A 19,470-nucleotide genomic window follows, 5' to 3' on the forward strand; every position below is an offset into this window, starting at 1 on the left:
AAGTACCTTTCTTTCTCTACAGCGTCGGGTACCGCGATCTTGCTGGCCTGCAACGCACCGTTCTTCCTATCGGTGTGTGTGCAGGCCAATGACTGAACCGGCCTATCGCTTAGACCATCACCTTGCTCAACGAGCGGACATAGAGCCATTGTGCGATTAGGAAATAGATCGTCTGAAGCGCCAGGAACCCGCCCGAAGCGAGCAGCACCGGCTCAAAGAACACCTCAATCTCGATGGCCGTCAAGAACGGCCGGACGACAACCATGGTCTGGACCGCCGCAATGAGCACCGGTACAAAGAACAGGATAGCAATTTGGCGCACAGCTGCGCTGCGCATCTCAGCGATGCTCAGTCCGATGCGCGAGAGTGACTTGTACATACGGGCATCGGTTTCGAGCTCGGTATGCAGCTTGAAGTACAGGAAGCTAGCGGAACAGAGGGAGAATAGCAGCGCTATAAACATCCCCACAAAGGTAAATAGCATCGTCGCTTGCCGCATCTCCGCATACTCCAGGCCGCGGGCGTGCAGGTAGCCGTCATTAGAATAGGTGTCTCCGCCCAGCCGTTCTACCAGCAACTCGCCGAGCTTCAGTTCCGGAGCGTTCCAATCCGGAGGACCAGCATTCCATTCCGGGACGTAGTAATAATAGAGATGATTGTCACCGATGTTTTCTTCCGCCTGCATCGCTTGCAGGACAGGAGCATAGACCTCATCCTCAAGAACAAGCAAGCCGCCGGGATTGACCAGGGAAGCAAAGCGCTCCTGCATCTGCACCTGTACAGGGACCGACTCTTCCAATTCATGGACCAGCCCAACGCTGTCTCCGTCCATCAGCGGCGAGGTGTCCCTTTCCTCCGTATGAATGACTAACGCACTTCCATTAGTCAGCTCGACTGGAGTCAGTCCGAGCGCTTCGGCGATGGCAGCGTAGACGGAGTGTGCCATGGTCTGCATATAATATTCCTCACCGTTGGGCAGTTGGATTTGACTGTACAGCCGTTCGAATTCAATTTCGGTATACGCTACCCCCTGCTCCTCGAGCACCGACCGGATCAGCGCTGGGGTCTCGGGATCACTTTGGCCATACGTCGTATATTCAAAAGCAAATGGAGACCGCTCAAACATCTGACGGTTCGTCTGATCAATAGCGAGTACGATCCCCGTGCTCATACTGGCCAGCGCGGTCATTACCGTGATGAGGAATAGCATCCGTGCGTTGTCCCGTAGCTTGTAGGCCATCTCGGACGTCCATAGGAGTCCCACCCCACGCCATACCCGGCTGCGATTGCGCTGAAGCCGGCGCATGAACAGTACGGAGAGCTGGGAATAGAAAAAATAAGTTCCCGCAATCCCAGTAACAGCGGCGACGAGAATGGACATGGGCGTCAATCGCACCCATAGTGCCAGCAACCCCGTAATCAGGAGCGCTATCCCGAACAATGAGAACAGAATCGATACCTTGGGCTCCTTCTTGGGCTTGCTGCTGCCCTTGAGCAGCTCCAACACCTGGCTGCGTCTCATGAACACCAGCGTGGCCGCTGAAACGACGAGAAACAGAATCAAAAAGGCTATCGTAGTCAGCAGTAGAGCTCCGACCGGAAGGTACATGGGCAAGCTTTCCTGGCCGAACATACGCGCACTGAGACCGAGGAACGCATAGGACAATGGAAAGCCGCCGATCAGACCGGCCGCGATAGCAACCAGACCGACAAACATGTTCTCCGTGAAGATCAGCCTATTTAATTGTGCCGGGGCCGTTCCGAGGATCGTCAGGATGCCGAATTCCCGATTGCGCGATTTCAAGAAGACACTGATGGAGTAGAGCACGAAGAAAAAAGCAAATACATACACAATGCCTGATGCTGCGGTCAAGCCCGCCGCTGTCCGCGGCCCGGTATCCGTTTCCCGGATTGTCGGATGAAAAATGAACACAGCATAAGTGAAGAACAGCATCACCATAAAGGCGCTGCTCAGCAGATAGGCAAGGTAAGCTCGCAAGTTGCGGCGGACATTATTAAAGGCGAACTGACGAAAGCTCATCGGCATGGCCTCCCCACGATGACAGCGTGTCAATAATTTGCTGATAGAACGCCTGGCGGCTATCTCCGCGTTGGATCTCCCCGGCGAGCTCGCCGTCCTTGATGAAAATAATGCGATCGCAGTAGCTGGCTGCCAGCGGATCGTGGGTGACGAGCATAATTGTTGTACCATCCTCAACATTAATGGAGGAGAGTGATTCCATGACAATTCGTGCGGATTTTGAATCCAGGGAACCCGTCGGTTCATCGGCGAGAATGAGCGAGGGACGAGCGATAATGGCGCGTGCAATGGCTGTACGCTGACGCTGGCCGCCAGAGATTTCATAGGTGCGTTTGCCCAAAATATTTGTAATGCCCAGCCTGGACGCCATTTGCTGGACCAACTGTTCCATTTCCCTGAGCTTGCGGTAATCCAGGGTGAGCGGCAGCACGATATTTTCTTCTACCGTGAGCGTGTCCATCAGGTTGAAGTCTTGAAAAACAAACCCGAGCTCGCGGCGGCGAAATTCGGCCAAGGCCCCTTTGCGCATCGTATTCGGATTCTTGCCATTGATCATAACCTCGCCGTTGCTCGGCTTGTCGATGGTCGAGACCATATTGAGCAGCGTTGTTTTGCCGCTTCCTGAAGGTCCCATGATGCCTACGAACTGTCCTTGTCTTACGGTGAGGTTAATATTCGTCAGGGCGTGTGTGGCAACTTTGCCCGAATAGATTTTGTCCAGCTGTTTGACTTCCAGCATATTCATCTTGTAGAACCCCTCTCAACTTGTGTTGCGGATGTTTTTATCCTACAGGGCAAAGTTCAAGTTTCTGTGCGATTTTCTCTTAATTTTTTCTTAAAAGGGGAGGCCGATCATGTGCGGAACTTGCTTTACTTGGCGTACATTTTCCCGTACTCTTGATAGGGGAAGATAACTCAAGATAGCGAGGGAACGGAATGACACGAATTGGAGCAATTGAAGCCGGCGGCACAAAATTTGTGTGCGGAATCGGCAATGAGTTGGGACAGATTGAGGACCGGGTCAGCTTTCCGACCGGCCAGCCGGAGGAGACATTGGCTCAGGTCATCGATTATTTCAGGGACAAGCAGGTAGAGGCGATCGGTGTCGGTACCTTTGGACCAATTAACATTGATAAAAACAGTCCGCAATACGGCTACGTGACAACAACGCCAAAGCCGGGTTGGTCGAACTATCCGTTCTTGGGGACACTGAAAAAGGAGTTCGCCGTTCCGTTTGGCTGGGATACCGATGTCAATGCTGCGGCACTCGGCGAAGTGACCTGGGGAGCAGCCAAGGGCTTGGATAGCTGTGTCTACTATACAATTGGAACAGGTGTCGGCGTGGGGGTCTATACAGAGGGCAAGCTGGTTCACGGTCTGGTTCATCCCGAAGGAGGCCATGTGCCAATCAGGCGTCATCCGGAGGACACGTACGGCGGATTTTGCCCGTATCACGGCGATTGCCTGGAGGGACTGACCGCAGGACCATCGCTGCTGGGACGCTGGGGCGTCAAGGGTCATGAACTGCCGGTCGACCACAAAGCCTGGGAAATCGAGGCGTTCTATATTGCTCAGGCGGTCACAGGTGCCATTCTCATGCTCTCGCCGCGCAAAATTATCCTGGGTGGTGGCGTGATGCATCAGCAGCAGCTGTTCCCGCTGATTCATGCGGAAGTGCTGAAGAATCTGGCTGGCTATGTCAGTGCACCGGAAATTATTGAACAAATCGACAGCTACATCGTGCCTCCGGGTCTTGGAGACAATGCAGGACTAAGTGGTTCGCTTGCGCTGGGTCTGGAAGCACTGGCCGCGCACAGCAGGTAGACGAGCAGCACATGCTTACGAAGTTAGTTTTCCTTCGGAAAACTTAAAGCTACGCTTACGAAGTGAGTTTTCTTTCAGAAAACTTTGAGGAGGACAATAATGGCCAAGGGCAAGTATTATGTCGTATGGCAAGGCAAACAGCCGGGCATCTATACCAACTGGCCGGATTGTCAGAAGCAGGTCAACGGCTATACCGATGCGAAATATAAATCTTTTGCTACCAAAGCGGAAGCAGAGCAGGCCTATCAGAAGGGCTGGAAGGGCTTCTGGGGCAGTGGTTCAGGCAGCAGCTCCGGAGCCAAGCGCGTCAGTACGCGCAAGACATCGGAGCCGATCGGAGAGATTGACTACGACAGCATCTCTGTGGACGTGGGCACCCAGGGCAATCCTGGACCTGTGGAGTATAAGGGCGTCGATACACGCACCGGTGAAGTTATTTTTGAAAAAGGACCTGTCCGCAAAGGCACCAATAACCTGGGTGAGTTTCTGGCGATCGTGCATGCGCTGGCTTTGTTGAAATCGCAAGGGAGCACCAAGACCGTCTACAGCGATTCTGTGAACGCCCTCAATTGGGTCAAGCAAAAAGCTGTCTCGACAACGCTTCCCCGCGATGCCAGCACGGCTGAGATCTGGGAGCTGGTGGATCGGGCGCTGGAATGGCTTCATACCAATACTTATGAGAACAAAGTGCTGAAATGGCATACGAAGGTCTGGGGCGAGATTAAGGCGGATTACGGGCGGAAATAATTATACGAAAAAAAATTCTGCTTGCTGTTTCAACTCTCAATGGGTCGGGTAATAGGAATCAAGATGGGAAGTGGAAAGTAGAATCAGACGACAGAACGGATGCGCACGCGTTGTTATTCCGAAAGGTTGTTGATTGCTATGCACTCTCAATCAAGAAGGAGATCGAGGAGATCACGACTGCTCCGCTATCTCTCCGGCAAGGTCCCGCATAACTGGAAGTTGGCATGATTGCGGGTGAACGTTAAGCACGACCACGTATTTCATTCGCTTCCCATTGATAATGGGCCCTGCAGCTTTGATGCTGCAGGGCTTTTATGTTTTTGTATGTGTATAACTTGACGTAAATTGTGAATGAATTGGGGATAAAATAATTGTTAATGTGAATAAATAGCGGGGAGTTGTGAACAATTTAGCGTGATCTGTGTATAAACCTGTGGATAACACAGGTTTTCCCCAGTCCAGAAGAAGAATGATAAGCAGTTGATCGTTTGGAATGGTACACCTCATAAACAATAAATGATGTAAAGGTTTAATGGGCATAATTTTCAGAAAACAATTGGGGAAATGGGGATAAATCGGACAGGTTATGTGGATAACCACGAATAACCTGTGAATAACTTTGGGTTCGTTGTGGACATAACTGCTGTCAATCAAGGGGCATTTTCAAGTAGCCGGTCGACGAACGGACGGGCAGCCAAGGACAGCTTGCGTTCATGATGCAGAGCCAGACCAATGGCGCGGGGCGGTACAGGCCGCTCTGTCTGGAGCTCGAACAACCGGCCAGCAGCGAGTTCTTTTTGGACAAATGCTCGTGTCAGTAAGGCAATACCAAAGCCTTCGCTAGCAAACTCAGCCAGCAATTCTACGCTGCCCAGCTCGATATCCGGCTCAAAGGCGCTATGCTCCGCCGCAAACCACTGCTCAGCAAAGATGCGAGTGCTGCTGTCCTCCGAGAAAGAGAGCAGGGGGAGCTCCGATAGCTCTTGGGTGCTGAGCGTACGCTCCGCCAGATGACGGAAGGGTGCTCCTGCGAAAAAGCCATCCTGCAATTCGCCCAGCGGATGTATCGTCAGTCCTTCCCCGGCAGCGGGCAGGTGGACAAGACCGCAATCCAGTTGTCCTTCACGGATGCGCTGCAGGATGATATTCGTTTTGCCTGGGGACAGTCGGATCCGAATATCGGGATATTCCTCGTGAAAGGTGTTGAGGTGCGGCAGCAGTACATGCTTAATCAGCGATTGGCTGGCGCCGATCCGCAGCTCGCCGCCGCCCAGCCGTTTCATAGCTGCAATCCTCGTTTCCCCGGCATCCAGCACGGCCAGCGACTCCTCTACGAACCCCAGCAGGGCTTTCCCTTCCTCTGTTAGCTCAACCCCCTTAGACAGCCGATGGAATAGCGTCACGCCCAGCTCTGCCTCCAACTGCTTGATGGCATAACTCACCGAAGGTTGGGTCACGTAGAGCTCTTTGGCCGCATGCGTGAGATTCCCGGTACGGGCGGTGTGCAAAAAAATCCGGTACCATTCCAAATTGATCATGGTATAAATCCTCTCTATGACAAAGTGTTAATTTTGTGATTTCACTTATTGCACTGCATTGATTATACTTCTTAGTAACAGCTTTGAAAAGCAAAAGGAGGCGTTATGCATGGCAGGTAGTACATTTGGGGAACGATTTAAGATAACAACCTTCGGGGAATCGCATGGTGAGGCCGTCGGTGTCATTGTGGATGGCGTTACGCCAGGAGTCGAAATAGATGAGGCTTATATTCAGAAGCAAATGGACCGCAGACGGCCGGGGCAATCTTCAGTTACTACACCGCGCAAAGAGTATGATGTTATTCGTATCGTATCTGGTGTATTTGAGGGAAAAACAACTGGGGCGCCGCTGTGCATTCAGCTGAACAACCATGATATGCGTCCTTCGGCCTATGACGCAATCCAGCATGCGTACCGTCCGGGACATGCGGATTTCACCTATCATTCCAAGTACGGCCATCGTGATCATCGTGGCAGCGGACGCGCTTCGGGACGCGAGACGGCTGGCCGGGTGGCTGGTGGAGCCGTGGCTCGCAAGCTGCTGGAGCGTCGCGGCGTGGAGATCGTTGCTTTCACCCGCGAGATTGGCGGTATTAAAGGTGAGACGGTGGATGAGTCGCAGATCGAGAAGAACCCGGTTCGCGCGGCCGATCCGGTCGCTGCTGAAGCGATGGTAAGCAAGATCGAAGCGCTGGCAGCGGCAGGCGACAGCTGCGGCGGCATCGTGGAATGCCGGATCCGCGGCGTCCAGCCGGGCATTGGTGAGCCGACCTTTGACAAGCTCGACGCGGAGCTGGCACGCGCGATGCTGTCCATCGGCGCGGTCAAAGGCATCGAGTTCGGGGCAGGCTTCGCCGCTGCATCTATGCAGGGCAGCGAGCATAACGACGCCATGGACAAAAACGGCTTCGTCACCAACCACGCCGGTGGCATCATCGGCGGCATCAGCACGGGTGCAGAGATCGTCTTCCGCGTCGCGGTCAAGCCGACCTCTTCGATCTCGGTTCCGCAGCAAACCATGAACCAAGCCGGTGAAGAGCAGACCATCATCACCGAAGGCCGCCACGACCCCTGCATCTGCCCGCGTGTCGTCCCCGTCGTCGAAGCCATGGCCGCCCTCGTCGTCGAGGACCACTACAAGCGCCATGTGGCGCTGCATGGGTAAATAGGCAGGCAGCACGCGCGGCTTTTGGGCCCCTCTAACCGCCGTAGCCCCTCCAAGTAAACTTTTTGTACTTAGAGCGGGGTTGCGCGCTGCAGTGGGCCCTCCCAAGTAAACTTTTTGTACTTAGAGCGGGGTTGCGCGCCGCGGTGGGCTCTTCCAAGTAAACTTTATTTACTTAGAGTGGGGTTGTGTGCCGAAGTGGGCTCTTCCAAGTAAACTTTCTGTACTTAGAGTGGGGTTGTGCGCCACTGTGGGCCCTCCCAAGTAAACTTTCTGTACTTAGAGTGGGGTTGCGCGCCACTGTGGGCCCTCCCAAGTAAACTTTCTGTACTTAGAGTGGGGTTGCGCGTCGTAGTGGGCCTTCCAAGTAAAGTTTTTGTACTTAGAGCGGGGTTAAGCGCCGCAATGGGCCGTCCCAAACTTTTTGTATTTAGAGTGTGGTTACGCGACGCTGTGGGCTCTTCCAAGTAAAGTTTCTGTACTGAGAGTGGGGTTACCGCGCCGTAGTGGGCTTCTCTAAGTAAAGTTTCTTTCGTTAGAGAGGTTCGACGTCGCAGTAGGTGCTGTAAGTAAAGTTTCTTTCGTTGGAGCGTGGTTCCGCCGTGTGCTGGACCTTCAAGTGTGGTGTGGAACGGCGGCGTCTCAGCAAAAAACAAACAACCTGCGTTGCCACAAAGGCCAAGCCCCGGAGTCATGCTTCGGGGGCTTGGCCTTTTCGTGGTTTCGCAGGTTCTTTTGCTAAGTGTGCCAGGTACTTTTGGCGATAGTGAGTCAGGTTTAGCTCGTGGATCCCGGCGTCGCCTCTTGCAGCGCAGCGGCTGCGCGACAGAACCGCTCCAGCGCTTCAGACAGTATCGAGCGCGGGCAGGCGACGTTAATACGCAGGTAGCCTGAGCCTTCGTCGCCGTAGACGGAGCCTTCGTTGAAGGCGACGCCCGCTTGCTTGTACATCAGGTCCTTCAGTCCGGCGATATCCCGACCGAGGCCGCGGCAGTCGATCCAGAGCAGATAGGAGGCTTCCGGCTTCATCGGTACCACCTGTGGCAGATGCTGCTGCAGATAGGTGATCGCGTAATCCAAGTTCTCTTCCACATACGTCAGCATCGCTTCCAGCCAGTCGCGGCCTTCGTTGTAGGCGGCGGTGATGGCATCGTTGTTGAAGTAATGCATCATATGGATGCTCAGCGCCTTCACCTTGTAGTCGAAGCGCCGCTTCAACTCCGGATTCGTAATCACGACATACGAGGACTGCAGACCCGGCAGGTTAAACGTCTTGGTCGGTGCCATGCACGTAATGGTCCGCTTGGCGAGATCAGGCGAGATGGTGGCGGTTGGCAGATGCTTGTGATCGGTAAGCGCCATATCCGCATGGATTTCATCCGAGACAACAATCACATCATATTGCGCACACAGCTGGCCGAGACGCTCCAGCTCTTCCCGCGTCCAGACGCGTCCGCCCGGGTTGTGGGGACTGCAGAGCAGGAGCAGCTTGGCGCCGCCTTGCATGAGAGTTTCCAGATGGTGAAAATCCATCTCATATCGTCCATCCCGAATCACGAGCGGATTGTTCGCTACCTTGCGGCCGTTCATCTTGATCACGTCGTAGAAGGGATAATAGACGGGCGATTGCAAAATAACCGGACTGCCGGGCTCGCTGAACAGGTCAACGCACAGGCTTAGTGAGGTCACAACGCCAGGAACGTCCGTAGTCTGTGCAGCTGTGACCTCCCAGCCGTGGCGGTACTGCAGCCAGTCGGTGATCGCAGCGGTATAGTCGTCCGAACGGAAGGTATAGCCGTATACGCCTTGCTCTGCACGACGAACCAGCGCTTCCGTGACAGCAGGCGGGCTGGGAAAGTCCATATCCGCCACCCACAGCGGCAAAATATTCGGATCGCCGAACAGCTTGGCGGATTGATCCCATTTATAGGAGTGTGTATTGCGGCGGTCAGGGACATTATCGAACGAGTGAGTCATGTACAGTTTCCTCCAATAATTCAGGCTGAGATGAAGTCGGTTCATCTTGCGTGCGGTTTGTCCGCTTGTTATCTCGTATTATACATTGTACCAAAATCAATTCAACTTGGAAAAAGCCAGACGAAGTGTTTTCAGTGCTTTTCCAGCAAAAAGAACAGCGGGGGAAGCGGGGCTTCTTCGCTGTTCTTTATTATAAAACGATTGGAACGATTAGATGAACGTTCTGACGGCGGCCATGGCATTCTCGTAGTTAGGATGCTCTGTCATTTCGCCCACATACTCGACGTATTGAATGGTGTCGTTAGCATCGATTACAAAAACGGATCTCATCAACAATTGAATTTCTTTAATGAGAACGCCGTAGGATTGGCCGAAGCTGCGGTCAGCATAGTCGGATAAGAAAATGACGTTGTCGACGCTCTCTGCGTCGCGCCAACGGGATTGCGCAAAGGGAAGATCGACGCTAACGGTCATTACAACCACCTGATCGCCAAGCTTTGCTGCTTCCTCGTCAAATCGTCGGGTTTGAGCGTCGCAGACGCCTGTATGATCGAGGGAAGGGACGACACTTATGAGTTTGACTTTCCCTGGATAATCAGCCAAGGACGCTTGCTCGATGATCGATTTGCTAATGGTGAAAACGGGCGCTTTATCGCCGACCTTCAATTCAGGTCCTATGAGGGTAAGCGGATTGCCTTGCGCTGTTGCTTCGCCGATACGTTCTTGTGGCATGGGTAGAGCCTCCTTCTTCTTCAGTGTGTATGATGGGCTTGCTGGTCCCGCTGCTGCCGTTCTTCTCGAGTGGGTCCGTAAACGCCGGGCACCACCAATCCGGCTTGACGCATGAGCACAAACATTTGTCCACGATGATGGGTCTGGTGCTGGATCAGCATACGCAACACGGCAGAGACAGGTAGTTCCAACATGCCCCACATCATCCGGGTTTCGCTTAATGTCGTATCGCTCCATTGCGTCTTCAGCGCATCCAGCATCGCCCGGCTCGTTCGGGCATAGGCATCTTTAATTGCGGTCGCCGATGTGGGCTGCTCACCTCCTACGCCCTGATCTTGGAATTCCAGCCAATCGCCTTCGGCGGGGAATTCGAGCCCTGCTGCGGACAAGAAGTAATGAACCGATAAAGTCATATGCCACGCCAGCTTCCCCAACGTGAACTGATCGGGGGCCACTTGTTGCTGAAGAGACTCGTTCGTCAGGACGTGGAGGACCTTCTGCGTGGAGGCTGCTTCCCCATTCCATTCTTCGATAAATTGATCCAAACGGGTAAACATAGACTGATCACCTGCTTTTCGCTTAATTTCGTAATGGTTATTACGATAACGATTGTTACACAATTTGGATTGCACTGTCAAGCGGTTTGAACATCCATCCTGCACTGCCGCAGATCCTTGCCGAAGGAGTGGCAACGGTCCGTATACGTGTGTTAAGATAACGTACAGTATGAAAAACGCACATCATCCGTCAACGGGATGAATAGCGAATATTGCGTTAAAGGGAGGTCTGACGGATGGGACGTAAACGCGAGTTTGATGTGGATCAGGCACTGGAAGCGGCACTTTGCGTGTTTTGGCGCAAAGGCTACGAGGGTGCGTCGTACACCGACCTGACGCAGGCCGCTGGTGTCGAACGACCTGCGCTCTACTCGGCGTTTGGGAACAAGGAAGCACTGTTCCGCCAAGCGCTGGCGCGCTATTACGAGCACTACCTGGATTACTTCCCGGAAGCGCTGAAGCAGCCAACGTCAAGGGAGGTTGTCGCAGACATCCTCCGCGCGTCTGCCGAACTATATACCAGGTACCCGGATCGCAAGGGATGTCTGGGTATCCACGGCGCCCTGGCTGGCTCGGACGATGCCGAGCCCGTGCGGCGTGCCCTCATTGATGCGCGTGCAATCGGGGAGGCGTCGCTGTGTGATCGCTTGGAGCGGGCCAAGCAGGAGGGAGATCTGCCGGAGACTGCCAACTGTGCTGATCTGGCTGCATTCGTGATGACGGTGCTCCACGGTATGGCTGTTCAGGCCCGGGACGGCTTCAGCCGCGAGACGCTGGAAGCTGTTGCTCGGCAAGCGCTCTCCGTGTGGCCGTCCGGCCGTTCCACGCCTTCTGGCGCGTCATCTTAAGCCATAGGAACACAATCAAGCCCTTACGACTTCCGATTGGGAAGCCATAAGGGCTCTGGTTTTTTTGTGACTATGGACTTCCACATCGGCGGAATGCCACGTCCTGGCGTTACTTTTTTAGAGAGGAAGAAAAGGTTTGCCGATACTCCGAAGGCGTTAAGCCATGGATTTTTTTGAAGCTGCGCATGAAGCTGGTCACATTGGCATAGCCGACCTTGCTGGCGATCTGGTTGATGGTGAGATCACTCTCCAGCAGCAGCGTTTGTGCTTCTTTCATCCGGATGTGAATGATATAGTCCACGAAATTCATCGTCGTATGCTCTTTGAACGACTTGCTTAGATAGCTCTGACTCATGTTGAACAATCCTGCGAGATACTGGAGGGAGATATCCGGATTGGCAAAGTGCTCGTTCAGATACAGCACCACCTGGTCGATGGTATCCCCGGTGCGCTTTTTGGTTTGCTGTTTTTCCAGCAGTCGCTCGATGATATGGCTCACGATGGCACGCAGCAATTGCTGCATATCCTCGATGGTCTCGCATGTCTCCAGATCCTGTTCAATCCGGACATACTCTCCTTGCAAGTACTCGGTCACCTTCTCGTCGGCTGAAGCTTTCCCGGCACGATAGATGAGCTGCATGGCGAATTGGACCATTCCATGATGGGTAAAGTTGCTGTCTGCGGCGATATGGAAAATGCCCTCTACCACCTGCTCCGCTTTTTCACCGTTCACTTGTTTGATCGCTTCCAGCAAGTTCTCCGCCAGATCGTAGACCTGCAGCACGCCGCTTGTATCGTCTGTGATGTCCCTGCGGGTGATAATCGAGTTCCGCCCCATAACCATCTTGTAATGGATCATCTGTTGGGATTCCTGGAACGAGAGTTTGATGTCACTGAACAGTTGATAATGTCCGCCGATGCCAATACTGATGGTCCGTTTAAAATACAGATCGACCGCATTGCGCAGCGTTTGCGCGAAGGCGAAGGCAATGGACTCGTTTGTAGCAGGCTGGCCGCCCTCAAAGTTCATGAGAATTGCAATCTGGAATTCATTGATCTGAATGGCGGCACCGCGCAGCGCATGTTCATCTGCGTGCATTAATTCCTCGGTAACATTACAAATCGCATAGAGATACAGACTCATGTCCTTGCTCTGATCCTGCGACGAGCGATTGTCGAGCTCCACAGTCATGACCAGGAAATGCTCCGGGCGCAGGTAAATACCGATCGGGTCAAAATACGTCTTGGCCAGCTCGTAACGCGAGCGATGCCCGGTGAAGATATCGAACAGGATCTGCAGCTTCAGTGCCGGCCTACTCTCATGCAGCTGCCGCTCGGCATCGGAATAGCTGGTCATCACATGGCGAATCCGGTTTTCCAATGACCCAAGACCTGCGACAGTCTGTCTTCCCTTGCTGCGAGATTCCTGGGGCTGCTTATCAATCAACTGTTCGATCTTATCGATGAAGTGCTCAATCGGGTGGTACCATTTGCGATTCACAAAAACGACAGACGCGATGGACAGCAGAATCATACCGGCAGCCAACGCGATCAAGATATTCCGGATCGTCAGGAATAGGTCGCTCACTTGTTTTTGCGAGACGATATAGACGACTTTCCAGCCTGTGTAGGGAGACGCCGAGAAGAACACCCACTCTGCGTCGCTGCCGCTTTTATACTGAATCGAGCCGCTGTCTTTACGGGATAGCACGTCCTCGGCGTATTTGTCGGAGGCGATGCTCTGACCAATTCGGGTCTTGTCGTTGTGGGATAGGATGGTGCCCTGGTCATTAATGACAAACACGTTCCCATTCTGGTTGAAACGCAAATCCGCGAACAGCCTGGCCACGCTCTCCTCCTGAATATGAAAGGCAATCATGCCTGTACGCTTCTCGGGCTTCTCGGCCACAGGGTAGTGCCGAATCAAGGTGAGTGAATGTCGGGATAAATCCCGGTCGCTCACAATCGGATCAGCCGTCCAGGTGTAATAAGATTGCGCGTCGCGAAACTTTTCAATCCAACCCATATTGGCCTGCTCCGGCGTCTGATCGTGAAAGTCAGCGGACAGGACCGTATCATTGCGTTTGGAGTAGAGATAGATGGAATGGATGGAGGGATGGGCGCTTTTTAAACTATTTAATTGGTTCTGCAGCTCCGACAGTCGCATCAAGAAGCTGGGCTCCTGGGTGCGGGGGGAGTTGTAGTAAAACTGGGCATCATTCGTATTGATCAAATGAATTGCTGCACGATCAATCTCACTGAGCGTCCCGTCAATTCGTTTGTTGATCTGATCCAGCATGTTGAGATTGGAGAGCACTACTTCGTCCTCCAATTTTTGCGAACCGCTTACATAAGAGATAATGACGGTACTGAAAATGATGATGACAAACAAAAGAATGTATGCAAACTGAACGCGGTCAGATAATCTTCTCATACGTTTGAAACCCCCAAAGAGTTGTTACCCCTCGTATCGACTTGTGTATCTCCTCATCTTAATAAGTGGCTCTGCGCAAGGCAAGTTACATTTTTCATCTAAGGTTGCATTTCTTGTGATTGCCCGAAAAACAGCGAAATGTAAGCTCATAAACGAAGTTGTCACTAGCCGGAAGCCGCTTGGTTCCTTATAGTGTTGATCATCGGGATGCGGCAACGCTGACGGAAAACGTTCCATTACCTGAGGAGGTCATCAGATGCACAGGAAACTAAAAAAAGGCATGCCAACAGTAGCTGCCTCGATGTTATCGGTCATGCTGCTGGTTAGCGCTTGCAGTAATGACGGGGGCGGGTCTGCCGGTACAGGCGAGACGGCGCAGCCCAAATTCTCGGCTTCCATCTATGATCGCGGGGCTGTGGCAGCTGATCAAGGCACCTATGAAAAAAACAAATGGACCGATTGGATCGATCAGGAGTCTGGCGTCGATGTGACGTGGGTTCCGATTCCGCGCTCGCAGGAGCAGGATAAATTGAATGTGATGGTGGCCTCGGGTCAGGCGCCAGACGTCATTACCTCCTATGACCGCGCCATGCTCGCGCGCTTTATCAACCAGGGCGTTGCACAGCCCATTGATGAATATATCGAGAAGTACAGCACCTCGTACAAGGCCTATCTGGAAGCCAATCCCGAGCTGCTCCCGCATTTGACGTTTGACGGGGAAATGTATGCCATTGCAAGTCTCAGACCGACAAGAGCGCAGACGCAAATCTGGATTCGCCAGGACTGGCTGGACAAGTTGAATCTGACGATGCCGACCACCGTAGATGAGCTGCTCGAAGTGGCAAGGGCCTTCCGGGATGGAGATCCAGATGGCAATAACGCGAATGACACGACTGCGATTGCCATGTCCTCCGCCTATGGAGCCATTATCGATGACTGGTATATGGCAAGGAGCGGCGAATGGTTCCTTGAAGATGGCGAGGCCGTGATGAACTTTTTTACCGGACGATTCGAGGATTCGCTGGCATTCCGAAAGCAAGTGTATGAGGAGGGGCTGGTCGACAAGGAGTTCGTAACCGATCAGAACCACGCCAGACAGAAGCAGCTATGGGTCACCGGGAAATCAGGCATTATGTTCGGAACGATACTGGATGGGCCGTATCCTGAGTTTTTTGAGAATCAGTCGGATGCGGTCATGGTCCCTGTCCCGCCCCTTGCGACCAAGTACGGAACCAATGGATATCAGAAGGAACAGCCCAATTATCTGCTATCCATTATGAATAAGGACACCAAGGACCCGGAGGCGATCATCAAATTCGTCGATTGGATGATTGAGGATGGCTGGAGACCGCTGACGTACGGCGAGGAAGGCGTGCATCATGTGGTCCAGGACGACCAGGCGGTGATCATCGATTCCGAAAAGTTTAAAAATGAAGTCTCCTTTATGGGAGAATACCGAATTGTCCATCAAGAGACGATGACCCCGGAATCCCTGATGGCGGCAGCGGGAGACGATCCGGTGCAGCAAAAGATAGCCGAGCTGCGCGGCGAGATGATCAAGATCTCCGAGGCGACGCCTTACCGCAAGGACTTCCCTTACCCGCCAACCGTCAATGAATTCTCGGATGTGTCGGGCCAGTTCAGCAAGAAATGGACCGAGGTCGTGACGCAGGTGACCATGGGCGGCCCTACGCAGACACCGGAGTGGGGCATTGATCAGCTCGAGAAGGAATGGAGCAACCTGGGCGGCCCAGCGATTAATGAGCTCGTGCAGGAATGGTATGAGGCCAACAAAGACAGCTTGGACTAACCGCAGAAGGAGCCGCTGTGCGAACATTGCATGTGCGGCTCTTTTCCTAAGCAGACAGGAGGAAGGGCAAATATGAGGGATGAACAACGATTGCTGAAATTGCTTGAGGAGCGTTGGGCGACAAACCGCTCCTATCAGGTTAAGGATACCGACAGTTATTGGAGAGGGGCATTTGAATTCCCTGACCCGCAGTATGAGGGCATGTCACTACAGATCGAAGCTGGACTGCAGATGACAGTCCCGATGTATAGCCATGTGGATTCGAGCTTGTATCGTGATGAGGCGCTGCTCGGTGTGATTGAGGAACAAATTGCGTACTTGCTGCGCTCTCAGTTCCCCTCGGGCTGTGTGTCCTTGATCAACTGTAATATCGATTCACCACCGGACACAGCCTTCGCTGTTCATATCGCGTCGATGAGCTACCACGCGTTGGCGTCGGTTGATGCGCCTGAGGCAGGGGCAGCCTGTGATCAGTTAAAGCAATTCCTGCAGCAGACGATCCCGTGCTTGCTGAATGGCGGCGTCCACACGCCCAATCACCGATGGGTCATCTGTGGTGCCTTGGCCCTGCTGTATGAAATCTTCCCCGACGAGCGGCTGCGTGAGCGTGCGGACAGCTATCTCGCCGAGGGAATAGATATCAATGACTCAGGAGAGTGGACAGAGCGCAGTAATGCGGTGTACAACGCGGTCTGCTGCAACTTTCTCTACCACACCGCGAGAGTGTTCGGCTATGAGGAGCTGTACGATCCGATCGCCAGCAACTTGATGATGATGCGGTATATGCTCCATCCGGACGGTGCCATCGTCACGGAATATTCAAGCCGGCAGGACCGAGGCAAGCAGTCCTATCTTAGCGACGAGTACTATATTGCTTTTTCCCTGATGGCCGCGCGTACCGGCAACGGTGAGCTCAAGACACTCGCAGACGAAGCAATCCGTCATTCGAGCAATCCGGGGATCGCGCTGCTGTACTGGATGAGGTTCCCGCAGGTCATGAACCATGAGGTGGAGGGCACGCCGCTCCCGGTGTCGTACGAGGTGCTGCTGAATGAAGGGAGCACGGCACCGGTATCAGGCGCCCTGCCGCTTGTCCGCACCTCCTTTCATGCAGGCTCGCCCCTGGTGCGTTACCGAAATGGTGACCTGAGTGTGACGATCGTGTCCGGGCAACCCGAGTTTCTGTTTCTGCAATATGGCCAGGCACGCATGACAGGGTTGAGGTGGTCGCTGGGCTGGTTCGGAATTGCAGGAGCGCCCATGATGCAGCTGGTGAAGCAGCGCGAAGGGGCCTATGAGTTGTCGATTGAATTAGAGGGCTCCTATCGCGGGCCGTTGGTGGGCGCGAACAAGAGCCGGAGCGAACGGTCCGACTTTGATTTCTCCTATGCCGGACGGGACAAAACGCATCTCTCGAAGCTATCGCTCCGGGTCCTTATTGAATTGGAGGAGAATGGACTGTCGGTACAGCTGCATTCCGATGGTCTTCCGAATATTTTTGCCCAGGCCGTGCTTGTCTTTGATCAATCAGGTGAGGTGGCTGGTGAGGAATGTCAACCGCTCGCGGATCATCTCTACCATCAAACGGGTGGCAAGCTCATCTACCGGAGTGGGGACGACATCATCCAGGTGACAGGCGGCGGAGCGGAGCACCGCTATGCCTGCTTGCGTAATGACAGGGTGGATCCGGCTGCTTTGAACGTCATCTGCAACTATATGACACCGATGGCAGCAGAGCTTCGCTTTACAGGTCGAACAGCTGTGAAGGGAGTGACACCAGGATGACAACACGTGGTGTGCTTCGAAACGGGGTGATCCAATGAAGCGGATCGGTTCGAGCTTATGGAGGGACATTAGCCGGGATAAATATTTGTACTTGTTCTTAATGCCGGGGCTCATCTTTTTCGTTCTATTTAAATATGCGCCGTTGTACGGTGAGATTATCGCCTTCAAAGACTTTCGGATCATGGATGGCATCTGGGGCAGTGAATGGGCGGGCCTCAAGCATTTTGACCGCTTGTTCAACGACCGGGATTTCTGGATCATCCTGCGCAATACGCTGCTCTTGAACCTCTACAGTATCCTCTTCGTCTTCCCGGCACCCATTGTGCTGGCACTGTTGCTGAACGAGGTCCGCAGTCATTGGTTCAAACGGTCGCTACAAAACATGCTGTACCTGCCGCATTTCATCTCCTGGGTCGTATTGGGTGGCGTCATTATCTCGATCCTCTCGCCAAGTACGGGCCTAGTGAATATTGTACTGTCCAAAGTGTTCGGCATCGAACCGATCTACTTCATGGCTAGTCCATTCTGGTGGCCGATCGTCTTCACCCTGTCCTCCATCTGGCAGACCGCAGGCTGGGGGACCATCCTCTATCTCGCGGCGATGGGCAACATCGACCCGCAGCTCTATGAGGCGGCCAAGATTGATGGGGCGAGCAAGCTCCGGCAAATTTTCCACGTCACCCTGCCTGGCATCCGGGGCACCATTGCGATTCTGCTCATCCTGCAGATGGGAAAAGTCATGGACGTCGGCTTCGAGCAGGTCTTCAATCTGCAGAACAGCGCCGTCTTCAGTGTGGCGGATGTCATCAGCACGTACGTCTACCGTATGGGACTATTGGGCGCTCAATACAGCTACGCCACGGCGGTGGGGTTATTCCAGGGTATTATCGGACTGATCCTCGTCCTGCTGGTGAACAAAGCGATCAAGTCGATGGGGGAGGGAGGACTATGGTAACTATGAATCGGGTAGCCCGCATGTTGAACGGTCTGTTCCTGATCCTGTGCGCGTTCGCGGCACTCTTCCCCATGCTTAATGTGCTTGCCGTATCCTTCAGCAGCAGCCGGTCGATTCTGGCGGGAGAGGTGTTCTTGTGGCCGGTCGAGTTTAATATTCAAGCCTTTGCGAAGCATTTCGAGTCAGGCCTGCTGTTCACTGCGATGCGCAACACCATCATCATTACCGTGGTCGGCACCTTCCTGCAGATGCTGGCAACGACGCTGACGGCCTACTCTCTCTCCAAAAAACGGCTCCGGGGACGCAGCTTTTTCTTGCTGATGATCCTCTTCACTATGCTATTCGGCGGCGGGCTGATCCCAATGTTTCTGCTGCTCCGGAATCTGCACATTCTCGATACCTTCTGGGCCATCTGGCTGCCGGGATTGGTCAGCGTGTACAACCTATTCGTCATGAAATCCTTCTTCGAAGGCCTGCCCAAGGAAATCGAGGAGTCCGCCACCATCGACGGTGCGAATGATCCGATGATCCTATGGAAAGTCGTCTTGCCGCTCAGCAAGCCGATCCTGGCGGCCTTATCTTTGTTCTACGCCGTCGGACTGTGGAACGTCTATGCCCAAGCCTTGTACTTCTTGACCAGCTCCAACCTGATGCCGCTCATGGTCCGTCTGTACCAGCTCATCCAGGTCAACGCCCTCGACAGCATGCTGGACAACTCCGAGCTCAACCTCGTCCAACCGGAAAGCATTAAGGCGTCGGCCATCATTATATCTGTGCTGCCGATCCTGTGTGTGTATCCTTTCTTGCAGAAGTACTTTGTGAAAGGCGTGTTGTTGGGGTCGGTGAAGGGGTGAGTGGGGAGGGTGTGTGGAGGAATTTGATAGATTGGATTACGAGAAGAGCCTCTTTTCTGCTTTGGGCAGAGAGGAGGCTTCTTTTTGTCGATGGGGAGGATAAACTAGCGAAAATAAAATATTCCAAATTTGGTTTCCTGGGACTTTGGACCCTGTTATAATGGGAGTATCATTACTTTAGACTTGATTCTTTTATTATGGGA

At 53.5% G+C, this 19,470-nt stretch carries 15 protein-coding genes; 8 read left to right on the plus strand and 7 right to left on the minus strand.

Going from position 1 to position 19,470, the window contains the following annotated elements; all coding sequences use genetic code 11:
* Positions 1-109 precede the first annotated feature (109 nt).
* Both F556_RS0119135 and F556_RS0119140 read right to left on the minus strand, forming a co-directional pair.
* The gene (locus tag F556_RS0119135; RefSeq protein ID WP_020618604.1) at positions 110-2,041 is read right to left on the minus strand and encodes an FtsX-like permease family protein; all 1,932 of its coding nucleotides are present in this window, start codon (positions 2,039-2,041) and stop codon (positions 110-112) included.
* Positions 2,016-2,786: an ABC transporter ATP-binding protein gene (locus F556_RS0119140; protein WP_020618605.1), complete on the minus strand. Its 771-nt coding sequence runs from the start codon at positions 2,784-2,786 to the stop codon at positions 2,016-2,018. The genes F556_RS0119135 and F556_RS0119140 overlap by 26 nt, the downstream gene beginning before the upstream one ends.
* 191 nt (positions 2,787-2,977) lie before the next feature.
* Between F556_RS0119140 and F556_RS0119145 the strand changes: the two genes are divergently transcribed.
* Both F556_RS0119145 and rnhA read left to right on the plus strand, forming a co-directional pair.
* Positions 2,978-3,865, plus strand: coding sequence for an ROK family protein (locus tag F556_RS0119145; RefSeq protein ID WP_020618606.1), 888 nt, complete (start codon positions 2,978-2,980; stop codon positions 3,863-3,865).
* Between the two features lie 99 nt (positions 3,866-3,964).
* Entirely contained in the window at positions 3,965-4,612 is a 648-nt protein-coding gene (gene rnhA, locus F556_RS0119150; protein WP_020618607.1) for a ribonuclease H, read from the plus strand.
* A gap of 650 nt (positions 4,613-5,262) precedes the next feature.
* Here the strand turns inward: rnhA and F556_RS0119155 are convergent.
* Complete coding sequence (locus F556_RS0119155) at positions 5,263-6,150, minus strand: LysR family transcriptional regulator (protein WP_020618608.1); 888 nt, start codon at positions 6,148-6,150, stop codon at positions 5,263-5,265.
* A gap of 109 nt (positions 6,151-6,259) precedes the next feature.
* On the opposite strand from F556_RS0119155, the gene aroC reads away from it, so the two are divergent.
* Positions 6,260-7,315 (plus strand): chorismate synthase, encoded by a 1,056-nt coding sequence (gene aroC, locus F556_RS0119160; protein ID WP_020618609.1) that lies wholly within the window; start codon positions 6,260-6,262, stop codon positions 7,313-7,315.
* 777 nt (positions 7,316-8,092) lie between these two features.
* Here aroC and F556_RS0119165 read toward each other — a convergent pair.
* From F556_RS0119165 to F556_RS0119175, 3 genes are all read right to left on the minus strand, one after another.
* Positions 8,093-9,292, minus strand: coding sequence for a MalY/PatB family protein (locus F556_RS0119165; protein ID WP_020618610.1), 1,200 nt, complete (start codon positions 9,290-9,292; stop codon positions 8,093-8,095).
* A 210-nt stretch (positions 9,293-9,502) separates the two neighbouring features.
* Positions 9,503-10,024, minus strand: coding sequence for a thiol peroxidase (gene tpx, locus F556_RS0119170; RefSeq protein WP_020618611.1), 522 nt, complete (start codon positions 10,022-10,024; stop codon positions 9,503-9,505).
* Between the two features lie 20 nt (positions 10,025-10,044).
* Positions 10,045-10,581, minus strand: a complete 537-nt coding sequence (locus F556_RS0119175; protein ID WP_020618612.1) for a DinB family protein — start codon at positions 10,579-10,581, stop codon at positions 10,045-10,047.
* A 236-nt stretch (positions 10,582-10,817) separates the two neighbouring features.
* Here F556_RS0119175 and F556_RS0119180 point away from each other — a divergent pair, with 236 nt between their 5' ends.
* A complete protein-coding gene (locus tag F556_RS0119180; RefSeq protein ID WP_020618613.1) occupies positions 10,818-11,429 on the plus strand; it encodes a TetR/AcrR family transcriptional regulator in 612 nt (203 codons plus the stop codon).
* A 109-nt stretch (positions 11,430-11,538) separates the two neighbouring features.
* Here F556_RS0119180 and F556_RS0119185 read toward each other — a convergent pair whose 3' ends face one another.
* Positions 11,539-13,863, minus strand: coding sequence for an AraC family transcriptional regulator (locus tag F556_RS0119185; protein WP_020618614.1), 2,325 nt, complete (start codon positions 13,861-13,863; stop codon positions 11,539-11,541).
* Between the two features lie 256 nt (positions 13,864-14,119).
* Between F556_RS0119185 and F556_RS0119190 the strand changes: the two genes are divergently transcribed.
* From F556_RS0119190 to F556_RS0119205, 4 genes are all read left to right on the plus strand, one after another.
* Positions 14,120-15,673 (plus strand): extracellular solute-binding protein, encoded by a 1,554-nt coding sequence (locus tag F556_RS0119190; RefSeq protein WP_020618615.1) that lies wholly within the window; start codon positions 14,120-14,122, stop codon positions 15,671-15,673.
* Between the two features lie 72 nt (positions 15,674-15,745).
* Positions 15,746-17,458, plus strand: coding sequence for a hypothetical protein (locus tag F556_RS0119195; protein WP_020618616.1), 1,713 nt, complete (start codon positions 15,746-15,748; stop codon positions 17,456-17,458).
* Between the two features lie 34 nt (positions 17,459-17,492).
* Positions 17,493-18,413: an ABC transporter permease gene (locus F556_RS0119200; RefSeq protein WP_020618617.1), complete on the plus strand. Its 921-nt coding sequence runs from the start codon at positions 17,493-17,495 to the stop codon at positions 18,411-18,413.
* A complete protein-coding gene (locus tag F556_RS0119205) occupies positions 18,407-19,267 on the plus strand; it encodes a carbohydrate ABC transporter permease (RefSeq protein ID WP_020618618.1) in 861 nt (286 codons plus the stop codon). Before F556_RS0119200 ends, F556_RS0119205 begins: the two co-directional genes overlap by 7 nt.
* Positions 19,268-19,470: the final 203 nt, after the last annotated feature.

Source organism: Paenibacillus daejeonensis DSM 15491 (assembly GCF_000378385.1).
Taxonomy (GTDB): domain Bacteria; phylum Bacillota; class Bacilli; order Paenibacillales; family Paenibacillaceae; genus Paenibacillus_D; species Paenibacillus_D daejeonensis.

What these genes read in the sequence shown, in the direction of transcription:
- F556_RS0119135 (WP_020618604.1), bottom strand. Translation starts at nt 2,041, where the DNA reads ATGAGCTTTCGTCAGTTCGCCTTTAATAATGTCCGCCGCAACTTGCGA.
- F556_RS0119140 (WP_020618605.1), bottom strand. Translation starts at nt 2,786, where the DNA reads ATGAATATGCTGGAAGTCAAACAGCTGGACAAAATCTATTCGGGCAAA.
- F556_RS0119145 (WP_020618606.1), top strand. Translation starts at nt 2,978, where the DNA reads ATGACACGAATTGGAGCAATTGAAGCCGGCGGCACAAAATTTGTGTGC.
- rnhA (WP_020618607.1), top strand. Translation starts at nt 3,965, where the DNA reads ATGGCCAAGGGCAAGTATTATGTCGTATGGCAAGGCAAACAGCCGGGC.
- F556_RS0119155 (WP_020618608.1), bottom strand. Translation starts at nt 6,150, where the DNA reads ATGATCAATTTGGAATGGTACCGGATTTTTTTGCACACCGCCCGTACC.
- aroC (WP_020618609.1), top strand. Translation starts at nt 6,260, where the DNA reads ATGGCAGGTAGTACATTTGGGGAACGATTTAAGATAACAACCTTCGGG.
- F556_RS0119165 (WP_020618610.1), bottom strand. Translation starts at nt 9,292, where the DNA reads ATGACTCACTCGTTCGATAATGTCCCTGACCGCCGCAATACACACTCC.
- tpx (WP_020618611.1), bottom strand. Translation starts at nt 10,024, where the DNA reads ATGCCACAAGAACGTATCGGCGAAGCAACAGCGCAAGGCAATCCGCTT.
- F556_RS0119175 (WP_020618612.1), bottom strand. Translation starts at nt 10,581, where the DNA reads ATGTTTACCCGTTTGGATCAATTTATCGAAGAATGGAATGGGGAAGCA.
- F556_RS0119180 (WP_020618613.1), top strand. Translation starts at nt 10,818, where the DNA reads ATGGGACGTAAACGCGAGTTTGATGTGGATCAGGCACTGGAAGCGGCA.
- F556_RS0119185 (WP_020618614.1), bottom strand. Translation starts at nt 13,863, where the DNA reads ATGAGAAGATTATCTGACCGCGTTCAGTTTGCATACATTCTTTTGTTT.
- F556_RS0119190 (WP_020618615.1), top strand. Translation starts at nt 14,120, where the DNA reads ATGCACAGGAAACTAAAAAAAGGCATGCCAACAGTAGCTGCCTCGATG.
- F556_RS0119195 (WP_020618616.1), top strand. Translation starts at nt 15,746, where the DNA reads ATGAGGGATGAACAACGATTGCTGAAATTGCTTGAGGAGCGTTGGGCG.
- F556_RS0119200 (WP_020618617.1), top strand. Translation starts at nt 17,493, where the DNA reads ATGAAGCGGATCGGTTCGAGCTTATGGAGGGACATTAGCCGGGATAAA.
- F556_RS0119205 (WP_020618618.1), top strand. Translation starts at nt 18,407, where the DNA reads ATGGTAACTATGAATCGGGTAGCCCGCATGTTGAACGGTCTGTTCCTG.